General features: G+C 73.6%; 13 protein-coding genes and 2 tRNA genes. 9 read left to right on the top strand and 6 right to left on the bottom strand.

Annotation, left to right across the window (positions count from 1 at the left end; translation table 11 throughout):
* Window positions 1-86 precede the first annotated feature (86 nt).
* Genes HUW36_RS12725 through HUW36_RS12715 form a run of 3 tightly spaced genes read right to left on the bottom strand, consistent with a single transcriptional unit; the run spans window position 87 to window position 1,935 of the window.
* A complete protein-coding gene (locus tag HUW36_RS12725) occupies window positions 87-803 on the bottom strand; it encodes a DsbA family protein (RefSeq protein ID WP_174528347.1) in 717 nt (238 codons plus the stop codon).
* Window positions 796-1,317, bottom strand: a complete 522-nt coding sequence (locus HUW36_RS12720) for a MauE/DoxX family redox-associated membrane protein (protein WP_174528346.1) — start codon at window positions 1,315-1,317, stop codon at window positions 796-798. Before HUW36_RS12720 ends, HUW36_RS12725 begins: the two co-directional genes overlap by 8 nt.
* Window positions 1,318-1,347: 30 nt before the next feature.
* Window positions 1,348-1,935 carry a sigma-70 family RNA polymerase sigma factor gene (locus tag HUW36_RS12715; protein ID WP_174528345.1) on the bottom strand — a complete coding sequence of 196 codons (588 nt, stop codon included), beginning with the start codon at window positions 1,933-1,935 and terminating at the stop codon, window positions 1,348-1,350.
* Window positions 1,936-2,156: 221 nt separating this feature from the next.
* Between HUW36_RS12715 and HUW36_RS12710 the strand changes: the two genes are divergently transcribed.
* The 3 genes from HUW36_RS12710 (at window position 2,157) to HUW36_RS35125 (ending at window position 5,516) form a co-directional block, all read left to right on the top strand.
* Window positions 2,157-3,824, top strand: coding sequence for a copper resistance CopC/CopD family protein (locus tag HUW36_RS12710; RefSeq protein ID WP_425487234.1), 1,668 nt, complete (start codon window positions 2,157-2,159; stop codon window positions 3,822-3,824).
* 16 nt (window positions 3,825-3,840) lie between these two features.
* Complete coding sequence (locus HUW36_RS12705) at window positions 3,841-4,572, top strand: YcnI family copper-binding membrane protein (protein WP_174528343.1); 732 nt, start codon at window positions 3,841-3,843, stop codon at window positions 4,570-4,572.
* A gap of 143 nt (window positions 4,573-4,715) precedes the next feature.
* The gene (locus HUW36_RS35125) at window positions 4,716-5,516 is read left to right on the top strand and encodes a hypothetical protein (protein WP_174528342.1); all 801 of its coding nucleotides are present in this window, start codon (window positions 4,716-4,718) and stop codon (window positions 5,514-5,516) included.
* Between the two features lie 140 nt (window positions 5,517-5,656).
* On the opposite strand, the gene HUW36_RS12695 is transcribed toward HUW36_RS35125, so the two are convergent.
* Window positions 5,657-6,916, bottom strand: coding sequence for a glycosyltransferase 87 family protein (locus HUW36_RS12695; protein ID WP_174528341.1), 1,260 nt, complete (start codon window positions 6,914-6,916; stop codon window positions 5,657-5,659).
* A 73-nt stretch (window positions 6,917-6,989) separates the two neighbouring features.
* Between HUW36_RS12695 and orn the strand changes: the two genes are divergently transcribed.
* Window positions 6,990-7,580: an oligoribonuclease gene (orn, locus tag HUW36_RS12690; protein ID WP_174528340.1), complete on the top strand. Its 591-nt coding sequence runs from the start codon at window positions 6,990-6,992 to the stop codon at window positions 7,578-7,580.
* Window positions 7,581-7,670: 90 nt separating this feature from the next.
* A tRNA-His gene (locus HUW36_RS12685) sits at window positions 7,671-7,743 on the top strand.
* A 118-nt stretch (window positions 7,744-7,861) separates the two neighbouring features.
* Here the strand turns inward: HUW36_RS12685 and HUW36_RS12680 are convergent.
* Together HUW36_RS12680 and HUW36_RS12675 are read right to left on the bottom strand one after the other, a co-directional pair.
* Window positions 7,862-9,166, bottom strand: coding sequence for a L,D-transpeptidase (locus tag HUW36_RS12680; RefSeq protein ID WP_174528339.1), 1,305 nt, complete (start codon window positions 9,164-9,166; stop codon window positions 7,862-7,864).
* Between the two features lie 177 nt (window positions 9,167-9,343).
* Window positions 9,344-10,612, bottom strand: a complete 1,269-nt coding sequence (locus tag HUW36_RS12675) for a L,D-transpeptidase (protein WP_174528338.1) — start codon at window positions 10,610-10,612, stop codon at window positions 9,344-9,346.
* 187 nt (window positions 10,613-10,799) lie between these two features.
* On the opposite strand from HUW36_RS12675, the gene HUW36_RS12670 reads away from it, so the two are divergent.
* From HUW36_RS12670 to HUW36_RS12655, 4 genes are all read left to right on the top strand, one after another.
* Window positions 10,800-10,875: transfer RNA gene (locus HUW36_RS12670), tRNA-Lys, on the top strand.
* Between the two features lie 206 nt (window positions 10,876-11,081).
* Window positions 11,082-11,681: a class I SAM-dependent methyltransferase gene (locus tag HUW36_RS12665; protein ID WP_174528337.1), complete on the top strand. Its 600-nt coding sequence runs from the start codon at window positions 11,082-11,084 to the stop codon at window positions 11,679-11,681.
* Window positions 11,682-11,810: 129 nt separating this feature from the next.
* Window positions 11,811-13,256, top strand: coding sequence for a dihydrolipoyl dehydrogenase family protein (locus HUW36_RS12660; RefSeq protein WP_174528336.1), 1,446 nt, complete (start codon window positions 11,811-11,813; stop codon window positions 13,254-13,256).
* Window positions 13,253-14,017, top strand: coding sequence for a 1-acyl-sn-glycerol-3-phosphate acyltransferase (locus HUW36_RS12655; protein ID WP_174528335.1), 765 nt, complete (start codon window positions 13,253-13,255; stop codon window positions 14,015-14,017). Before HUW36_RS12660 ends, HUW36_RS12655 begins: the two co-directional genes overlap by 4 nt.
* The last annotated feature ends 203 nt before the right edge of the window (window positions 14,018-14,220 follow it).

Raw genomic sequence — 14,220 nt, 5'->3', positions numbered from 1 at the left:
GTGCGCGGCGGCGGGTGCGGCGAGCGCGAGCAGGGCGGTGGCCGCGAGGGCGACCACCAGCCCGGCCCGGCGCAGCGGTGCGGGGATCACTTCCCGGCCGCCGCCACGGCCGCCTTGATCCCGTCCGGGCTCTTGTCCTGCACCTCGCTGCCGTTGACCTTGATGGTCGGGGTGCCGGTCACGCCGGACTTGCTCGCCTCCTCGGTCACGTGCTCGGTCCACGACGTGTAGGTGCCGTCGTTCACGCAGGAGGCGAAGTCGTTCCGGTCCAGCCCGACGCCCGCGCCGATGTCGATCAGCTCGTCGTCGCTCAGCCCGGCGCTGCCCTCCGGCGGCTGCTTGGCGAAGAGCTGGTCGGTGAACTCGCGGAACTTGCCGCCCTGCGCGGCGCAGCCGGAGGCGGCCGAGGAGCGGGTGGAGTATTCCGTGGTGGAGAAGCGGTTGAGGAAGGCGACCGGGTGGAAGACCACCTTCGCCTTGCCCTCGTTCACGAGCTGGTTGATCGTCTCGCCGTTGACCTGCTGGAACTGCTTGCAGACGGGGCAGAGGTAGTCCTCGTACAGGTCGATGGTGACCGGGCCGCCGCCCTCGACGATGCCGGTGCCGGCGTCGTTGGCGCCCGGTGGCGCGGTGAAGTCGTTCGACTTCTGCGAGGAGTAGACGGCCCAGCCGATGCCCCCGGCGAGGACCAGCACCAGCACCGCGGCGATCGTGGTCCAGAGGGTGCGCTTGCGTCGCTTCTCCCGGGCGATCTGCTCGCGTACCACCCGTGACGCGTCCTTGCGTCCCTTGCGGCTACTCATCCTCGTCCTCCACGATGTCGCCCGCCAGCCAGCCGTCCACGGAGAACGGGGTGCGGGGCCAGATCAGCAGGAATCCGGCAAGTACCAGGAATCCCAGGTCCCGGAGGATCTCCGGGAGGTAGCTCGGCGTCTCGCCGGCGCCGAGCTGGCCACCGCTGCCGAAGCACCCGCAGTCGATGGCCAGACCGCGGGCCCAGGCCGAGGCGATGCCGACGATGAAGACCGCGAGCAGCGCGGCGGAGATGCCGGCGCCGACCCGGGTGGCGAGCCCGACGAGCAGCAGCAGACCCAGGGCCAGCTCGACGAACGGCAGCGCCGCACCGATCACCGTGGCCAGGTCGTACGGCATCACCTGGTAGGCGTTGACGGCCCGGCCGGAGGCGGCCAGGTCACCGACCTTGGTGCCACCGGCGATCAGCCAGACGGCGGCCAGGCCGAGGCGGGCCGCCACGCCGAGCCAGGGCCGCAGGGCGCGCCAGCGGTCGGCCCGGGTGGGGGAGGGGGTCACAGTCATTCGTCGTCCGGGAGGCATCAAAGGTTCCCGCTATCCGGCCAGCGTGTCGCCGACGGCGCCGACCAGCTCGTCGCGGGCCCGCGCGACCCGGGAGCGGATGGTGCCCACCGGCACCCCCTCCACGTCGGCGGCCTCGGCGTAGGACAGGCCGAGCAGCTGGGTGAGCACGAACGCGGAACGTCGCTCGGCGGGCAGCCGGCGGACCAGGTCGGCGGCGCCCAACTGGCCGGCCGGATCCGGGTACGGCCGGTCGGTGGCGGCCTGCGCGGCGAGCCGCTCGTCGAGCCGCCGGCGGCGGACCACGGTCCGCAGGTGGTCGGCGCAGGCCCGACGGGCGATGCCGAGCAGCCAGGTGCGGGCGGTGGAGCGTCCCTCGAAGCCGGGTAGCGCCCGGAACGCCCGCAGGTAGGTCTCCTGGGTCAGGTCGTCCGCACTGTCCGGGTCGACCAGGGCGGCGGCGAAGCGCCAGACCTCGGCCTGGGTGGCCCGGACGAAGGCGGCCTGGGCGGCCGGGTCGCCGTGCCGGGCGGCCAGCGCCCATCCGGTGACCGTCTCCCGCGCAGCCTCGGACCCCGGACCGGTGGGGTCGGCGGCGGTGTCGCGCGGGGCAGGGATCACGTCAGACGAGGTTACGCGGCGTACCTGTGGGGGACAGGGTCCTTCGACCCATTCCGTGGTCCCGCACACGCCGGGAACTTTTTCCGTCGGCCGACCGACTACCCCCGCATGACCTCCGACCAGGTTCCGGTGGCGCGCGTCGCCGCGCCGACCGGGCGTACCGGCGGGCCCGGCGGAGGTCGGCTCGCGGGACGCACCGCGGTTCGGGAACCATGGCGGTCATGACTGCTGCCGTACGCCGCCCGCCCGGGGCCGTCGCCGCCCGCTCCGGGGCCGCCGCCGGGCTGCTGCTCCTCCTGGTCGCCCTGCTGCTCGCCCCGGCCACCCCGGCCAGCGCCCACGCGGTGCTGGTGAGCAGCAGCCCCGCCGCGTCCGCCGTGGTGCCCGAGGCGCCCGCCCAGGTGGTGATCACCTTCAGCGAGGGCGTCCGGAAGGTGCCCGGCAAGGTCCGGGTGATCGCGCCGGACGGCTCTCGGGCCGACCGGGGCGAGCCGACGTTCCAGGGCGGCGAGGTCACCATCCCGGTGGACCCGTCCGGCCCGCGCGGCACCTACCTGGTGAGCTACCGGGTGATTTCGGCGGACAGCCACCCGGTCTCCGGCGCCTTCACCTACTCGGTCGGCGCGCCGTCGGAGCCGCCTACCGACACCGGCTCCGACAACCGGGCGAACCCGGTGACCGAGAACGCGGTCAAGGTGGCGAAGTACGTCGGCTACGTGGGTCTGCTGCTGCTGGTCGGCCCGGCGCTGGTGCTGGCCGCGCTCTGGCCCCGCCGGCTGTCCCGCCGGGGTCCGGCGCGGCTGGCCTGGACCGGCCTCGGCGTGCTGGCGGCGGCCACCCTGGCCGAGCTGTGGCTCCAGGTGCCCTACACCAACGGCGGCGGGCTGTTCGACGTCACCGGCTCCGGCCTGGGCGACGTGCTGGGCAGCGCCTACGGCAGCACCCACCTGGTCCGGCTGGGCCTGCTGGCCGCGGCGGCGTTCCTGCTCCGCCCGCTGTTCGCCGGTCCGGTCGGGCGCACCGACGGGATCATCCTGGCCGTCCTCGGCGGGGCGGCGTTGTTCACCTGGCCGCTCGCCGGTCACGCCGCCGCCTCTCCGGCGCCCGCCGTCTCGGTGGTGGTGGACGCCGTGCACCTGGGCGGGATGGCGGTCTGGCTGGGTGGCCTGGTGATGCTGGCGGTCTTCCTGCTGCGCCGCGCCGACGAGCGCGAGCTGGACGCGATCCTGCCGATCTGGTCCCGCTGGGCCGCGCTGGCCGTGGCCGCCCTGCTGCTGGCCGGCACCGTGCAGGGCCTGATCGAGGTGGCCAGCCCGAAGGCGCTCGTCGACACCACCTACGGGCGGCTGCTGCTCGCCAAGATCGGCCTGTTCGCACTGGTGGTCGGCGTGGCCGCGTACTCCCGGGCGCTGGTGCGCCGGCGGATCGCCGCCGGCCGACCGGGCTCGATGCGGCGGGCCGTGGTGGCCGAGCTGGCGATCACCGCGGTGGTGCTGGGCCTGTCCGCGACGCTGGTGCAGACCACCCCGGCGCGCACCGCGGCCGCCGACGTGGCCGGCGCGCCGGCCGGCTACTTCTCCACCACCCTGAGCAGCCCGATCTACTCGCTCCAGGTCGAGCTGGACCCGGCCGAGACCGGCAACAACTCGCTGCACCTCTACGCCTACACGAAGGACAACCGGCCGCTGCCGGTGCAGGAGTGGAAGGTCACGGCGGCGCTGCCGTCGGCCGGGATCGAGCCGATCACGGTCCCGCTGCTGCCGTTGAGCGACAACCACGCCACCGGTGAGGTCAACCTGCCGGCCCGGGGTGACTGGCAGCTCCGCCTCACCGTCCGTACGTCCGACATCGACCAGGCCACGGTGACCGCCACCGTGCCGATCAAGTAATGGAAGGTCCCATCTGATGATCCGTCTCCGGCGTCCCGCGACCGCCGCCGCGTTGACTCTCGCCGCCGTCGCCACGGCCGTGCTCGGCCTGGCCGGGCCGGCCTCGGCGCACGTCACGATCAACCCGCAGGAGGGTGCGCAGGGCGGCTACGGCCGGTTCGCGTTCCGGGTGCCGAACGAGAGCGACACGGCGTCGACGGTCAAGGTCGAGGTGAACCTGCCGGCGAACGCGCCTGTGGGCTCCGTCTCCACCATGCCGGTGCCGGGCTGGACGGTGGCGGTGGAGAAGCGCAAGGTCGACCCGCCGATCGAGGTGCACGGCAGCCAGCTCACCGAGGCGGTCTCCAAGCTGACCTTCACGGCGGCGCAGGGCGGCGGGGTCAAGCCGGGCGAGTTCCAGGAGTTCCCGGTGTCGATGGGGCCGCTGCCGCAGGTGGACACCATGGTGTTCAAGGTGCTCCAGACCTACTCCGACGGCAACGTCTCCCGCTGGATCGAGGAGCCGACGCCGGGCGCGGAGGAGCCGGAGAACCCGGCCCCGGTGCTTCGGCTGGCCGCCGCGGCGTCCGCGTCCCCGAGCGCGAGCGCGCCGGCGGTCGCCACGGCCGGTGACGACGACGATGACGACGACGACTCGGGTGCGGGCACGGCGCTCGGGGTGGCCGGCCTGGTCGCCGGCCTGGCCGGTCTGGTCCTCGGCGGCCTGGCGTTCGCGCGTACCCGGCGGGAGCCCACCGCGAAGTCCTGAGCACGGCAGCAGTCACCGGCCCGGCGGATCGTGTCCGCCGGGCCGGTTGCCGTTCCGGGACGGGTGCCGCCGATATCCGGCGATCGCGCGACAGGCGTCGGTAAGGTCGGCCGGGTAGTTGGCTACCGAGAGGGACGACGCGAATGCGTTTCGTACGCACGATCGCCGGCATGCTGGCGCTGGCAGTGGGAGTCGCGGTACTGGTGGCGGGCGCCGTACTCGGGATCGCCGCCCGGCACGCCGACCCGGACGGCGGCTTCTCCGCCCGCTTCGAGCCGGTCCGCACGCCCGCCCGCGCGGTGGTGGTCGCCGATGTGGACGCGACGCTCCGCGCCGACCTCCCGATCGTCCGGACCGGGCCGGCCCGGCTGCGCCTCACCGCACGGGACGCCGGCGGTCCGGCGTTCCTCGGCCTCGCCCCGACCGACCAGGTGCGACGGTGGCTGGCCGACGTCCCGCACAGCACCGTGCGGCGCGTCGCGGTGACCCGGGGGCCGCTGCCGGTCGGTCTCGACCCGGCCACCGCCGGCGCGGACGGCGCCGTCCCGCTCGGTCAGCCCTTCTGGATACGCCAGGGCGTCGGCTCGCTGGAGTGGAGTCCGGCCGAGTTCGCCGACCGGTCGCTGAGCCTGGTGGTGATGCGTCCGGACGGCGCCGCCGGGCTCGACCTGGAGATGCGGGGCGAGGTGCGGTCCGGCTGGTTCCCCGGGCTGGTGTGGGCGCTGCTGGCCGGCGGGACGCTGCTGGTGGTCCTCGCCGCGACGCTGCTGCTGCGTCCGAGCCGGCCGCGCGAGGTGGTCTTCGTCGTCGAGCCCGACCAGGTGCCGGTGCTGGCCGGGCGGCTCGGCGTCAGCTCGTTGAGCGGGCTGGGCCGCCAGCCGGTCCCGCCGCCGCTGCCCCGGCGGCAACTGGTCGCCGTGGGCGCGCCGCCCGCGCAGGAGTGAGGCACCGACGGCGGACGGCCCTCCGCGCTGCCGACGCGGAGGGCCACCGTCACCGGGGGAATTCGGTGCTACCTGGGAGAAACCTGAGGTAGTTGGGACAAGATTAGCGCCGAACCGGCCCGGACGCGAGGTCTGTCCGGTCAGTCCGAATTTTCGGATGTCGCGTCGAGGTTGCGGCGGATCGGCAGCACGACCAGCAACAGCAGGCTGAGCAGCACGTACGCGTTACGGGCGACGAAGTCGACCGGGTCGTCGGTGCGGGCCGGCCCGGCCCCCCAGTCCTGGAACGTCACCACCCCGTACACGATCACCACGCCGGTGCCCACGGCCAGCGCGAGCAGGCCGCGCCGCCGACGGTTCCCGGCGGGCGTCGCCCGGTCGGCGTCCAGCGCCGCGTCGACGAGCACCACCACGGCCGGGATGAACCAGTACAGGTGGTGGGTCCAGGTGATCGGACTCACCAGGCCGCCGACCAGGCCGGTCAGCGTCAGGCCGGTCAGCGCGTCCCCGGCCCGCGCCGCGCGCGCCGCCCGCCACAGCCCGTACCCGCCGACCAGCAGCGCGAGCAGCAGCCACGGCAGGCGACTCGGCTCCTCCGGTGCGGTCATCCGGCTGAGCAGGCCGAACAGGGACTGGTTGCCGGTGTAGTCGGTGCGCCCCACCCGGTCGGTGGCCCACAGCTCGTGGGTCCAGAACCGCCACGAGTCGGCCGGCGCGACCGCGGCGGCCAGCAGCGTGGCCGCCGTGGCGGTCGCCGTCGCCACCGCCGCCGCCCGCCACCGCCGGGTGGCCAGCAGGTAGAGCACGAAGATGCCGGGGAAGAGCTTGAGCGCCGCCGCCAGCCCCACGCCCACGCCGGCCCAGCGCCGCCCCTGCGGTACGGCGAACAGCAGGTCGGCCAGGATCAGCACCACCAGCAGCATGTTGATCTGCCCGAAGGTGAGCGTCTCCCGGGTGCTCTCCACCGCCAGGACCAGCAGGACGGCGACGGTCAGGCCGAACACGCGGTGCAGGTCGTGCCGCCGGAGCACCGGCAGCACCAGCCAGCGGGTGGTGACCACGACGCCGGCCAGGGTCAGTGCCGTGAAGGCGGCGATGGTGACCCCGAGCGGCAGCAGCGCGAACGGGCGCAGCAACAGCGCCGCGAACGGGGGATAGGTGAAGTAGAGCGCGCCCTGGACCCGGTCCGGCTGGACGTAGTCGTAGAGCGGGTGACCGTCCGCCCACCAGTCCATCGCCCGCATGTAGATCTTCAGGTCGAAGTAGTCGTGCACGAAGCCGGGCAGGTAGAGCGCCGGCAGCACCGCGGCGAGCGCCAGCACCGTGACCACCCGCCGGGCCGTACGTCCGCCCGCCTCGTCCTGGGCGACGGCGGGTGGGGCTACGGGTTCGGCTGGCACGGGGAAACCCTAGCGGTCCACCTGGCCCCCGGTGCCGAGGCGCGGGCGGGTCGGCGGCGCGTAGTCTGTCCCGGTGGCTGATCTTCTCGTCTGGATCGACTGTGAGATGACCGGGCTGGACCTGCGTCGGGACGCCCTCATCGAGGTCGCCGCGCTCGTCACCGACCCGGACCTGAACGTGCTCGGTGAGGGCGTCGACGTGGTGATCCACGCCGACGAAGCGGCGCTGGAGGGCATGCCGGAGATCGTGCGGACCATGCACGCCAAGTCCGGCCTGACCGAGGAGGTACGCCGTTCCACGGTCACCCTGGCCGAGGCCGAGGACATGGTGCTCGACTACGTGACCAGTTACGTCAAGGACCCGCGCACCGCACCGCTGTGCGGCAACTCGATCGCCACCGACCGCGGCTTCCTGGCCCGGGACATGACCCGGCTCGACGCGCACCTGCACTACCGGATGATCGACGTCTCGTCGATCAAGGAGCTGTGCCGGCGCTGGTACCCGCGGGTGTACTTCGGCCAGCCGCAGAAGGGCCTGGCCCACCGGGCGCTGGCCGACATCCGGGAGAGCATCCGGGAGTTGGAGTACTACCGGCGGACCGTGTTCGTGCCGCTGCCCGGGCCGGACGTGGAGGCCGCGAAGGCGATCGCCGCGCAGCTCTGACACCGGGGCCGAACCCGGTGGACGGGGCCGGCCGGGGTGTGGCTATTATTAGTCCGCGCACCGCCCGGGTCGACCGGAGCGGCGAGCATGGTGGCTGTAGCTCAGTTGGCAGAGCACCGGGTTGTGGTCCCGGTTGTCGTGGGTTCAATTCCCATCAGTCACCCGATGACGAAGCCCCCTCCTCCGGGAGGGGGCTTCGCCGTTTCCGGGGGCCGGTCGGGCCGTACCCGGAAACGGCGAACGGCCCGCCCCGGTGGGGACGGGCCGCTCGGTGACGCCGGTCAGGCGGTCGGCTGCGCGCTGGGCGTCCCGGCGGTCGGGCTGGTGTCGTCGCCCGGCTCTGCCGGCGGCTCGTACGGCAGGGCGCTGCCCTTGACGTACTCGTCCCAGCTCATGTTCCAGTCGGTCCAGCCGTTGCCGTTCTGGAGCCTGCGCTCGGTGCCCTTGACCGTGATCGGGTCGCCGATGCGGGTGTTGGCGAACAGCCAGTTGCCGTCCTTCATCGACACGTTGACGCAGCCGTGCGACACGTTGCTGCGGCCCTGCACGCCCTCGGACCAGGGCGCGGCGTGGATGAACTCGCCGCCCCAGGTGAGCCGCTGGGCGTAGTCGATCTCGGTGCGGTAGCCCTCCTCCGGGCCCAGCTCCTCCATCGTGTCGAAGACGGTGTGGCGGAGCTTCTCGATCACCACCATGGTGCCGCTGGACGACGGGGTGCTCTTCTTGCCGAGGCTGACCAGGATCGTCTTGACCGCCTTGCCGTCCTTGGTGACGGTCATCCGCTTGGTCTTGTTGTCCACGGTCATCACGAACGCCGGGCCGATCTTGACGTCGACGCTGAGGTCGGAGCGGCCGTACCAGCCGTCGCCGAGCGGCAGCCCGCCCGCCTGCACCCGGTACGAGACGGTGCTGTTGGCCTTCCAGAACGTCTTCGGCCGGTAGCGCACCTCGGTGGGGCTCACCCAGTGCCAGATGCCCTCCTGGGCCGGCTTCGCGGTGACCGTCATCCGGCGCTGCATGTCGTCCCGGTAGTCCTCCGGGATCGCCCGGCCGAACTTCACGATCAGCGGCATGCCCACGCCGACGACCTGGTTGTCGCCGAGGAAGCTGCTGACCCGGATCTGCTTGGACGGCTTGGCCATGGTGGTGAACGTGCTGGTGGCGGTGGCCGCCTTGCCGTCGTCGCCGGTGGCGGTCACGGTTGCGGTGTAGGTCTGCGCGTAGTCCAGGGCGCCGGCCGGCAGCCAGCTCTTCCCGTCCGCCGCCAACTCGCCCTCGACGGTCTTGCCGGTGGAGTCCTTCAGCTCGACGCTCGTCTCCTGCGCCTCGGTGGTGGTGAAGGTGATGGCGGTGGAGGCCGGCACGTCCTTGGCGTCGGCGGCCGGCTCGCTGATGGTGGCCGCCGCCTTGGGGGCCTTCTCGCCGCCGTCGCCGCCGCCCTGCCAGCTCGACGACTTGTCGTCTCCGCCACCGGTGCAGGCGGAGGTCAGGGCCATGGCGGCGGCGAGCACCACGGCCGCGAGCGCGCGGCGTCCGCCGCGCCGGGCGGTTGCGCCCCGGATCAGTTCGTCCTGGCCAGCTCGCATGTATCCCTCACAAGTGTGATGCCCGGTCCCCATCGTCTCTGGTCAGACGCACCGGAACGGTGACCCGTTGCCGGGAGTGAAGCGGAACACCCTGACGACGGTGTAACGATTCTGTTGTCGCCCGGCGCTGTGCTCGGGGAGGCGTGTCCGGCGGTGCGTCCGACCACGTTACGCCGGTCAGAACGGCGCCGGCTGTCCGCCCTTGGGCACCGGCAGGGCGCTGCCCTCGACGAACTGCGACCAGCTCATGCTCCACGCCGTCCAGCCGTTGCCCGGGGCCAGCCGCCGCTCGGTGCCCTTCACCGTGATCGGGTCGCCGACGAGCGTCCTGCCGAACAGCCACCGGCCGTCCGCCATCGACACGTTGACACAGCCGTGCGACACGTTCCGGCGTCCCTGCACCCCCTCGGACCACGGTGCCGCGTGGATGTACTCGCCGCCCCAGGTGAGCCGCTGGGCGAAGTCGATCTTCGTGACGTACTGGTTGTTCGGGTCCGGCTCGTCCCGGGTGTCGAAGACGGTCGACTCCTTCTTCTCCATCACCACCATGGTGCCGCTGGAGGACGGGGTGCTCTTCTTGCCCAGGCTCACCGGCAGCGTGCGGATCACCGCGCCGTTCTCGGAGACGGTCATCCGCTTGGTCGCGTTGTCGACGGACATCTCGAACGCCCGGCCGATCCTGGCGGTGGCGCTGCGGTCGAGGTTGCCGTAGCGGCCGTTGCTCAGCGGGATCCCGGCCAGCGCCAGCCGGACCGTGATCGTGGTGCCGGTCTTCCAGTACTCCGGGGCCCGGTAGTAGGCCTGGGTGCCGTTGTCGACCCAGTGCCAGGCGCCGGGCTGCGGCGGGTCGGTCTGCACGAACATCCGCTTCTGCACCGCGGCCCGGTCCTTCTTCGGGATGCCCGGCGAGAACTCGGCGACCACGGGCATCGCGACGCCGTAGGTCTTGCCGCTGAACAGGTAGAGGCCGGAGCCGATCATCGACTTGGGCTTGGCCATCGTGGTGAACGTGCTGGTGCCCTGTCGGGGCGCGCCGTCCTCGCCGGTCCCGGTGACCGTGGCGGTGTACTTCGTGGCGTACTTCAGCGCGGTGGACGGCACCCAGCCGGACCCGTCGCGGCGCATCCGCCCGGCGACGGTGGCGCCGTCGGCGCTGGTGAGCACGACCTTCGACACCGTGCCCCCGCCCGGGATCCGCGCGCTGATCTCGCTGCTGACCGGCCGTCCGGTCGCGCCGTCGGCCGGGCTCACGGTCAGCGGCGTGGCCGCGGCGGCGTCGCTCGGCGCGGCGCTCGGATCCGGCGCGGTCGACGAGACGCCGCCGACCTGCTGCTGGCCGGGCACGAACGCCGGCTTCTCCTCGTCGCCGCCGCACCCGGTCAGTGCCAGCGACGCCGTGAGGACCAGGACGCCCACCATCGCCCCGGCCCGCGCGAACCTGCCCATGCCCACCCCTGTCGTAGCGTGCCTGGCGGACATCGTGCCCCATCGACGCCGCCACACCCGCCCCCGTCCCGTGCCGGCTGGGCGTTTTAAGCGTTTTTGCCGGTTAAGCTCGACCGAAGGGGGGAGCCCGGTATCGGATTGGAACCCGCCTCGGCGGGCATGCTAAGGTTCTTCCCGTTGTCAGCGAGCGCCGCTAGCTCAACTGGCAGAGCAGCGGACTCTTAATCCGCGGGTTCGGGGTTCGAGTCCCTGGCGGCGCACCACCGAGCAAAGCCCTGGTCCGGCAGTCTTCTGCGGGCCAGGGCTTTCTCGCATGTGTGGCGCGATCAGCGGCGACAGCCGTAGGCGTAGCCGGCCCCCGCGACGGGTAGGTCTGCGGCATGGCCCTCACCTCGCCCGACCGGAGCACCCGGCCGGCGCGGACGGAGCCGGCCCGGGGCGCGCCGTGAGCGGCCTGCGGTATCGACTGGTGGCGGGCCTGTACGACGTGGTGTCGCTGGAATGGCCCGTCTACCGGGCGGGACGCGTGGCCGGGGTCGCCGCGACCGCCCTGCGGGCCGGGGACCGGGTGTTGGACGTGGGCTGCGGGACGGGACTGACCATGCCGCTCGTGCGCGCGTCGGTCGGTGCGGGCGGTGCGGTGGTCGGTGTCGACGCGAGTCCGCAGATGCTGCGCCGCGCGCGGTCGCGCGTCGATCGCGCCGGCTGGACGAACGTCCACCTGATGCTGGCGGACGCGGCGGATCCACCACCGGCGCTGCGGGCGGGCCCGGAGTTCGACGCGGTGCTCTTCGTCTACGCGCTCAGTGTCGTCGCCGACTGGCGTCGAGCGTGGGAACGGGCGATCGACCTGCTGCGCCCCGGTGGGCGGGCGACGATCGTCGACCTCGCCCTGCCGGCCAACGGGTGGCGGATCCTCTCCCCGGCCGCCCGTCTGGCATGCCTCGCCGGTGGCTCCGATCCGCATCGGCATCCGTGGACACCGCTGGAGGCCGGCTTCGTCGATGTGCGGCACGAGGTGCTGCGCGGCGGACACATCCACGTGGTGTCGGGTCGGCGATCCGGCTGACCGACCGGACCCGTCGGTTCTTACCGGTCGCTGACATCTCCGGCAAGCCGTGCGGGTGCGCGTGCCGCGCGGATAGCGTCACGGCATGACGAAGGGCGTACGGCGACCGGTGCCGATGGCGGGGCATCCGTGACCGACCTTGATCTTCTTGTCCTCGGCGGGGGCACGGCGGGCCTGGTCTCGGCGGTGGTCGCCGGAGGGCTGGGCGCCCGGGTCGCCCTGGTCGAACGGGACCGCACCGGTGGCGAGTGCCTCTGGACGGGCTGCGTGCCGAGCAAGGCGTTGATCGAGGCGGCCGACCTGGCCCAACGGATGCGGCGCGCCGACCGGGTGGGGCTGACACCGGTGGAGCCGGTGGTCGACCTGGCCGAGGTGATGGCGCACGTGCGCGCCGCGCAGCGGGCCATCGCGCCGCACGACGCGCCGGAGCGGGTCCGCGCCGCCGGCGCTCAGGTGATCTCCGACGAGGCGACCTTCGTCGGGCCGCGCCGCGTGCGGTTGGCGTCGGACGGGCGGGAGCTGACGGCGCGGTGCGTCCTGGTGTCGGTCGGCTCGGAGCCGACGGTGCCGTCCGTGCCCGGGCTTGCCGACGCCGGCCCGCTGACCAGCGACACGGTCTGGAGCCTGACGACGCTGCCGCGCCGCCTGCTGGTGCTGGGCGGCGGGCCGGTCGGCTGCGAGCTGGGCCAGGCGTTCGCCCGCCTCGGGAGCGAGGTGACCCTGGTGGAACGGTCCCCACGACTGCTGCCGCGGGAGGATCCGGAGGTCGGCGAGCTGATCGCCGCGCGGCTCCGGGACGAGGGCGTCGACGTACGGACCGGCACCGAACTCAGCGAGGTCACCGGGGAGGGCCCGTGGCGGGCGCGGACGGACGGGATGCGACCGGGTCGGATCGACGTCGACCGCGTTCTCGTCGCCGGCGGACGACGGCCACGCACCGCGGGGTTGGGCCTGCGTGCCGCCGGCGTGGCGCTGACCGACCGGGGCGCGATCCGGGTGGACGCCCGGATGCGGGCGTCGGCCCCCGGGGTGTACGCCGCCGGCGACGTGACGGGCGTGCTGCCGTTCACCCACGTCGCCGCCCACCAGGCCGCCACGGCGACACTCAACGCGCTGTTCCTGCTGCCCCGCCGCGTGCGCTACCTCTCGATGCCGTACGTGATCTTCACCGACCCCGAGGTCGCCCGCGTCGGCCTCCGCGCCTCCCAGGCCCGGAACCGGTGGGGTGGGCGGGCGGTGGTCACCCGCCTCGATCTGGCCGAGGTGGACCGGGCGGTGGCCGCGGGGCGCACGGACGGGTGGGCGTCCCTGGTCGCTGACCCGGCGGGGCGGCTGGTCGGCGCGACCGTCGTGGCTCCGGCCGCCGGCGAGGTGATCGGCGAGCTGGCCGCCCTGATCGCCCGCCGCGGCCGGCTGACCGAGCTGTACCGCACCGTGCACCCCTACCCGACCTATGCGCTGGCCGCCGTCGACGCCGTCGGTGAACACCTGCAGCGGCGGCTGCTGACTCCCGCCACCCGGCGGCTGACCCGGCCGTTGCTGACCGCGCTGCGTGCCGCCTCCCGCACCTCGTGACGCCACACCGCGACCCGGCGGCCATCGCCCGCGCGGCACGTCTGGTGCGGCGCCTCCTGGTGCCCTACCACCGTGCGCGCGTCGTCGGCCTGGACCGGATCCCCGCCGGCCCGGCGCTGTTCGTCGGCAACCACAACGGCGGCTTCTACACCGGCGACACCTACCTGTTCGGCGCGGCCGTCCACCGGAGCCGTGGGCTGGCCGACACGCCCTGGGTGCTCACCCATGATCTCGGTCTGACCCTGCTCGGGCGCTGGCTGCGGCCGCTGGGCGCCGTTCCCGCGGACCCGGCGACCGCGGCGGCCCTGCTCGCGCGCGGCGACAAGGTGCTGGTGTACCCCGGGGGTGACGCCGACGGCGCCCGCCGCTGGACCCAGCGGCGGACGGTGGTCTTCGAGGGGCGCGTCGGCCACGCCCGGCTCGCTGTGGCATGCGGGGTGCCGGTCGTCCCGATCGCCGCGGCCGGGGCGCACAACACGGCGATCGTCCTGTACGACGGCGCCGCCGTGGCCCGGCTGCTGGGCACGCGGCGGTGGCTGCGACTGGTCCGCTGGCCCCTCCTGCTCAGCCTGCCGTGGGGCCTGACCTTCCTTCCGGCCGTGCCCTACCTGCCGCTTCCGGCCCGCATCACCATCGTCGTCGGGCCACCGGTCCACTTCGACCGCCACGGCGCCGACGCCGCCGCCGACGAGGCGTACGTGCGGCGCTGTGCCGCCCGCGTCCACGCCGCCGTGCAGTCCCTGCTCGACGCCGCCGACTGACGCGGACCCACAGCGACCGGTCCCCGACAGAGCACGGGAATCGGCCCGTCCCGCCCCTACAGTCCCCACCATGAGGTGGACGGCGCGACTCGCGACAGCGTTCCCCGTACTGGTGACCGCCCTGGTGGCCGGGGCGGTGGGTGCCGCCGCGGCGCCCGCCGACGACGGCCTCGGCCTGGCCCTGCGGCCGGGCGCGGCGGACT

The sequence above is a fragment of the Micromonospora maritima genome, from assembly GCF_902825405.1.
Classification (GTDB): Bacteria; Actinomycetota; Actinomycetes; order Mycobacteriales; family Micromonosporaceae; genus Micromonospora; species Micromonospora maritima.
The sequence above is the reverse complement of the archived record's forward strand: the minus strand, read 5'-3'. Positions and strand labels throughout refer to the sequence as shown.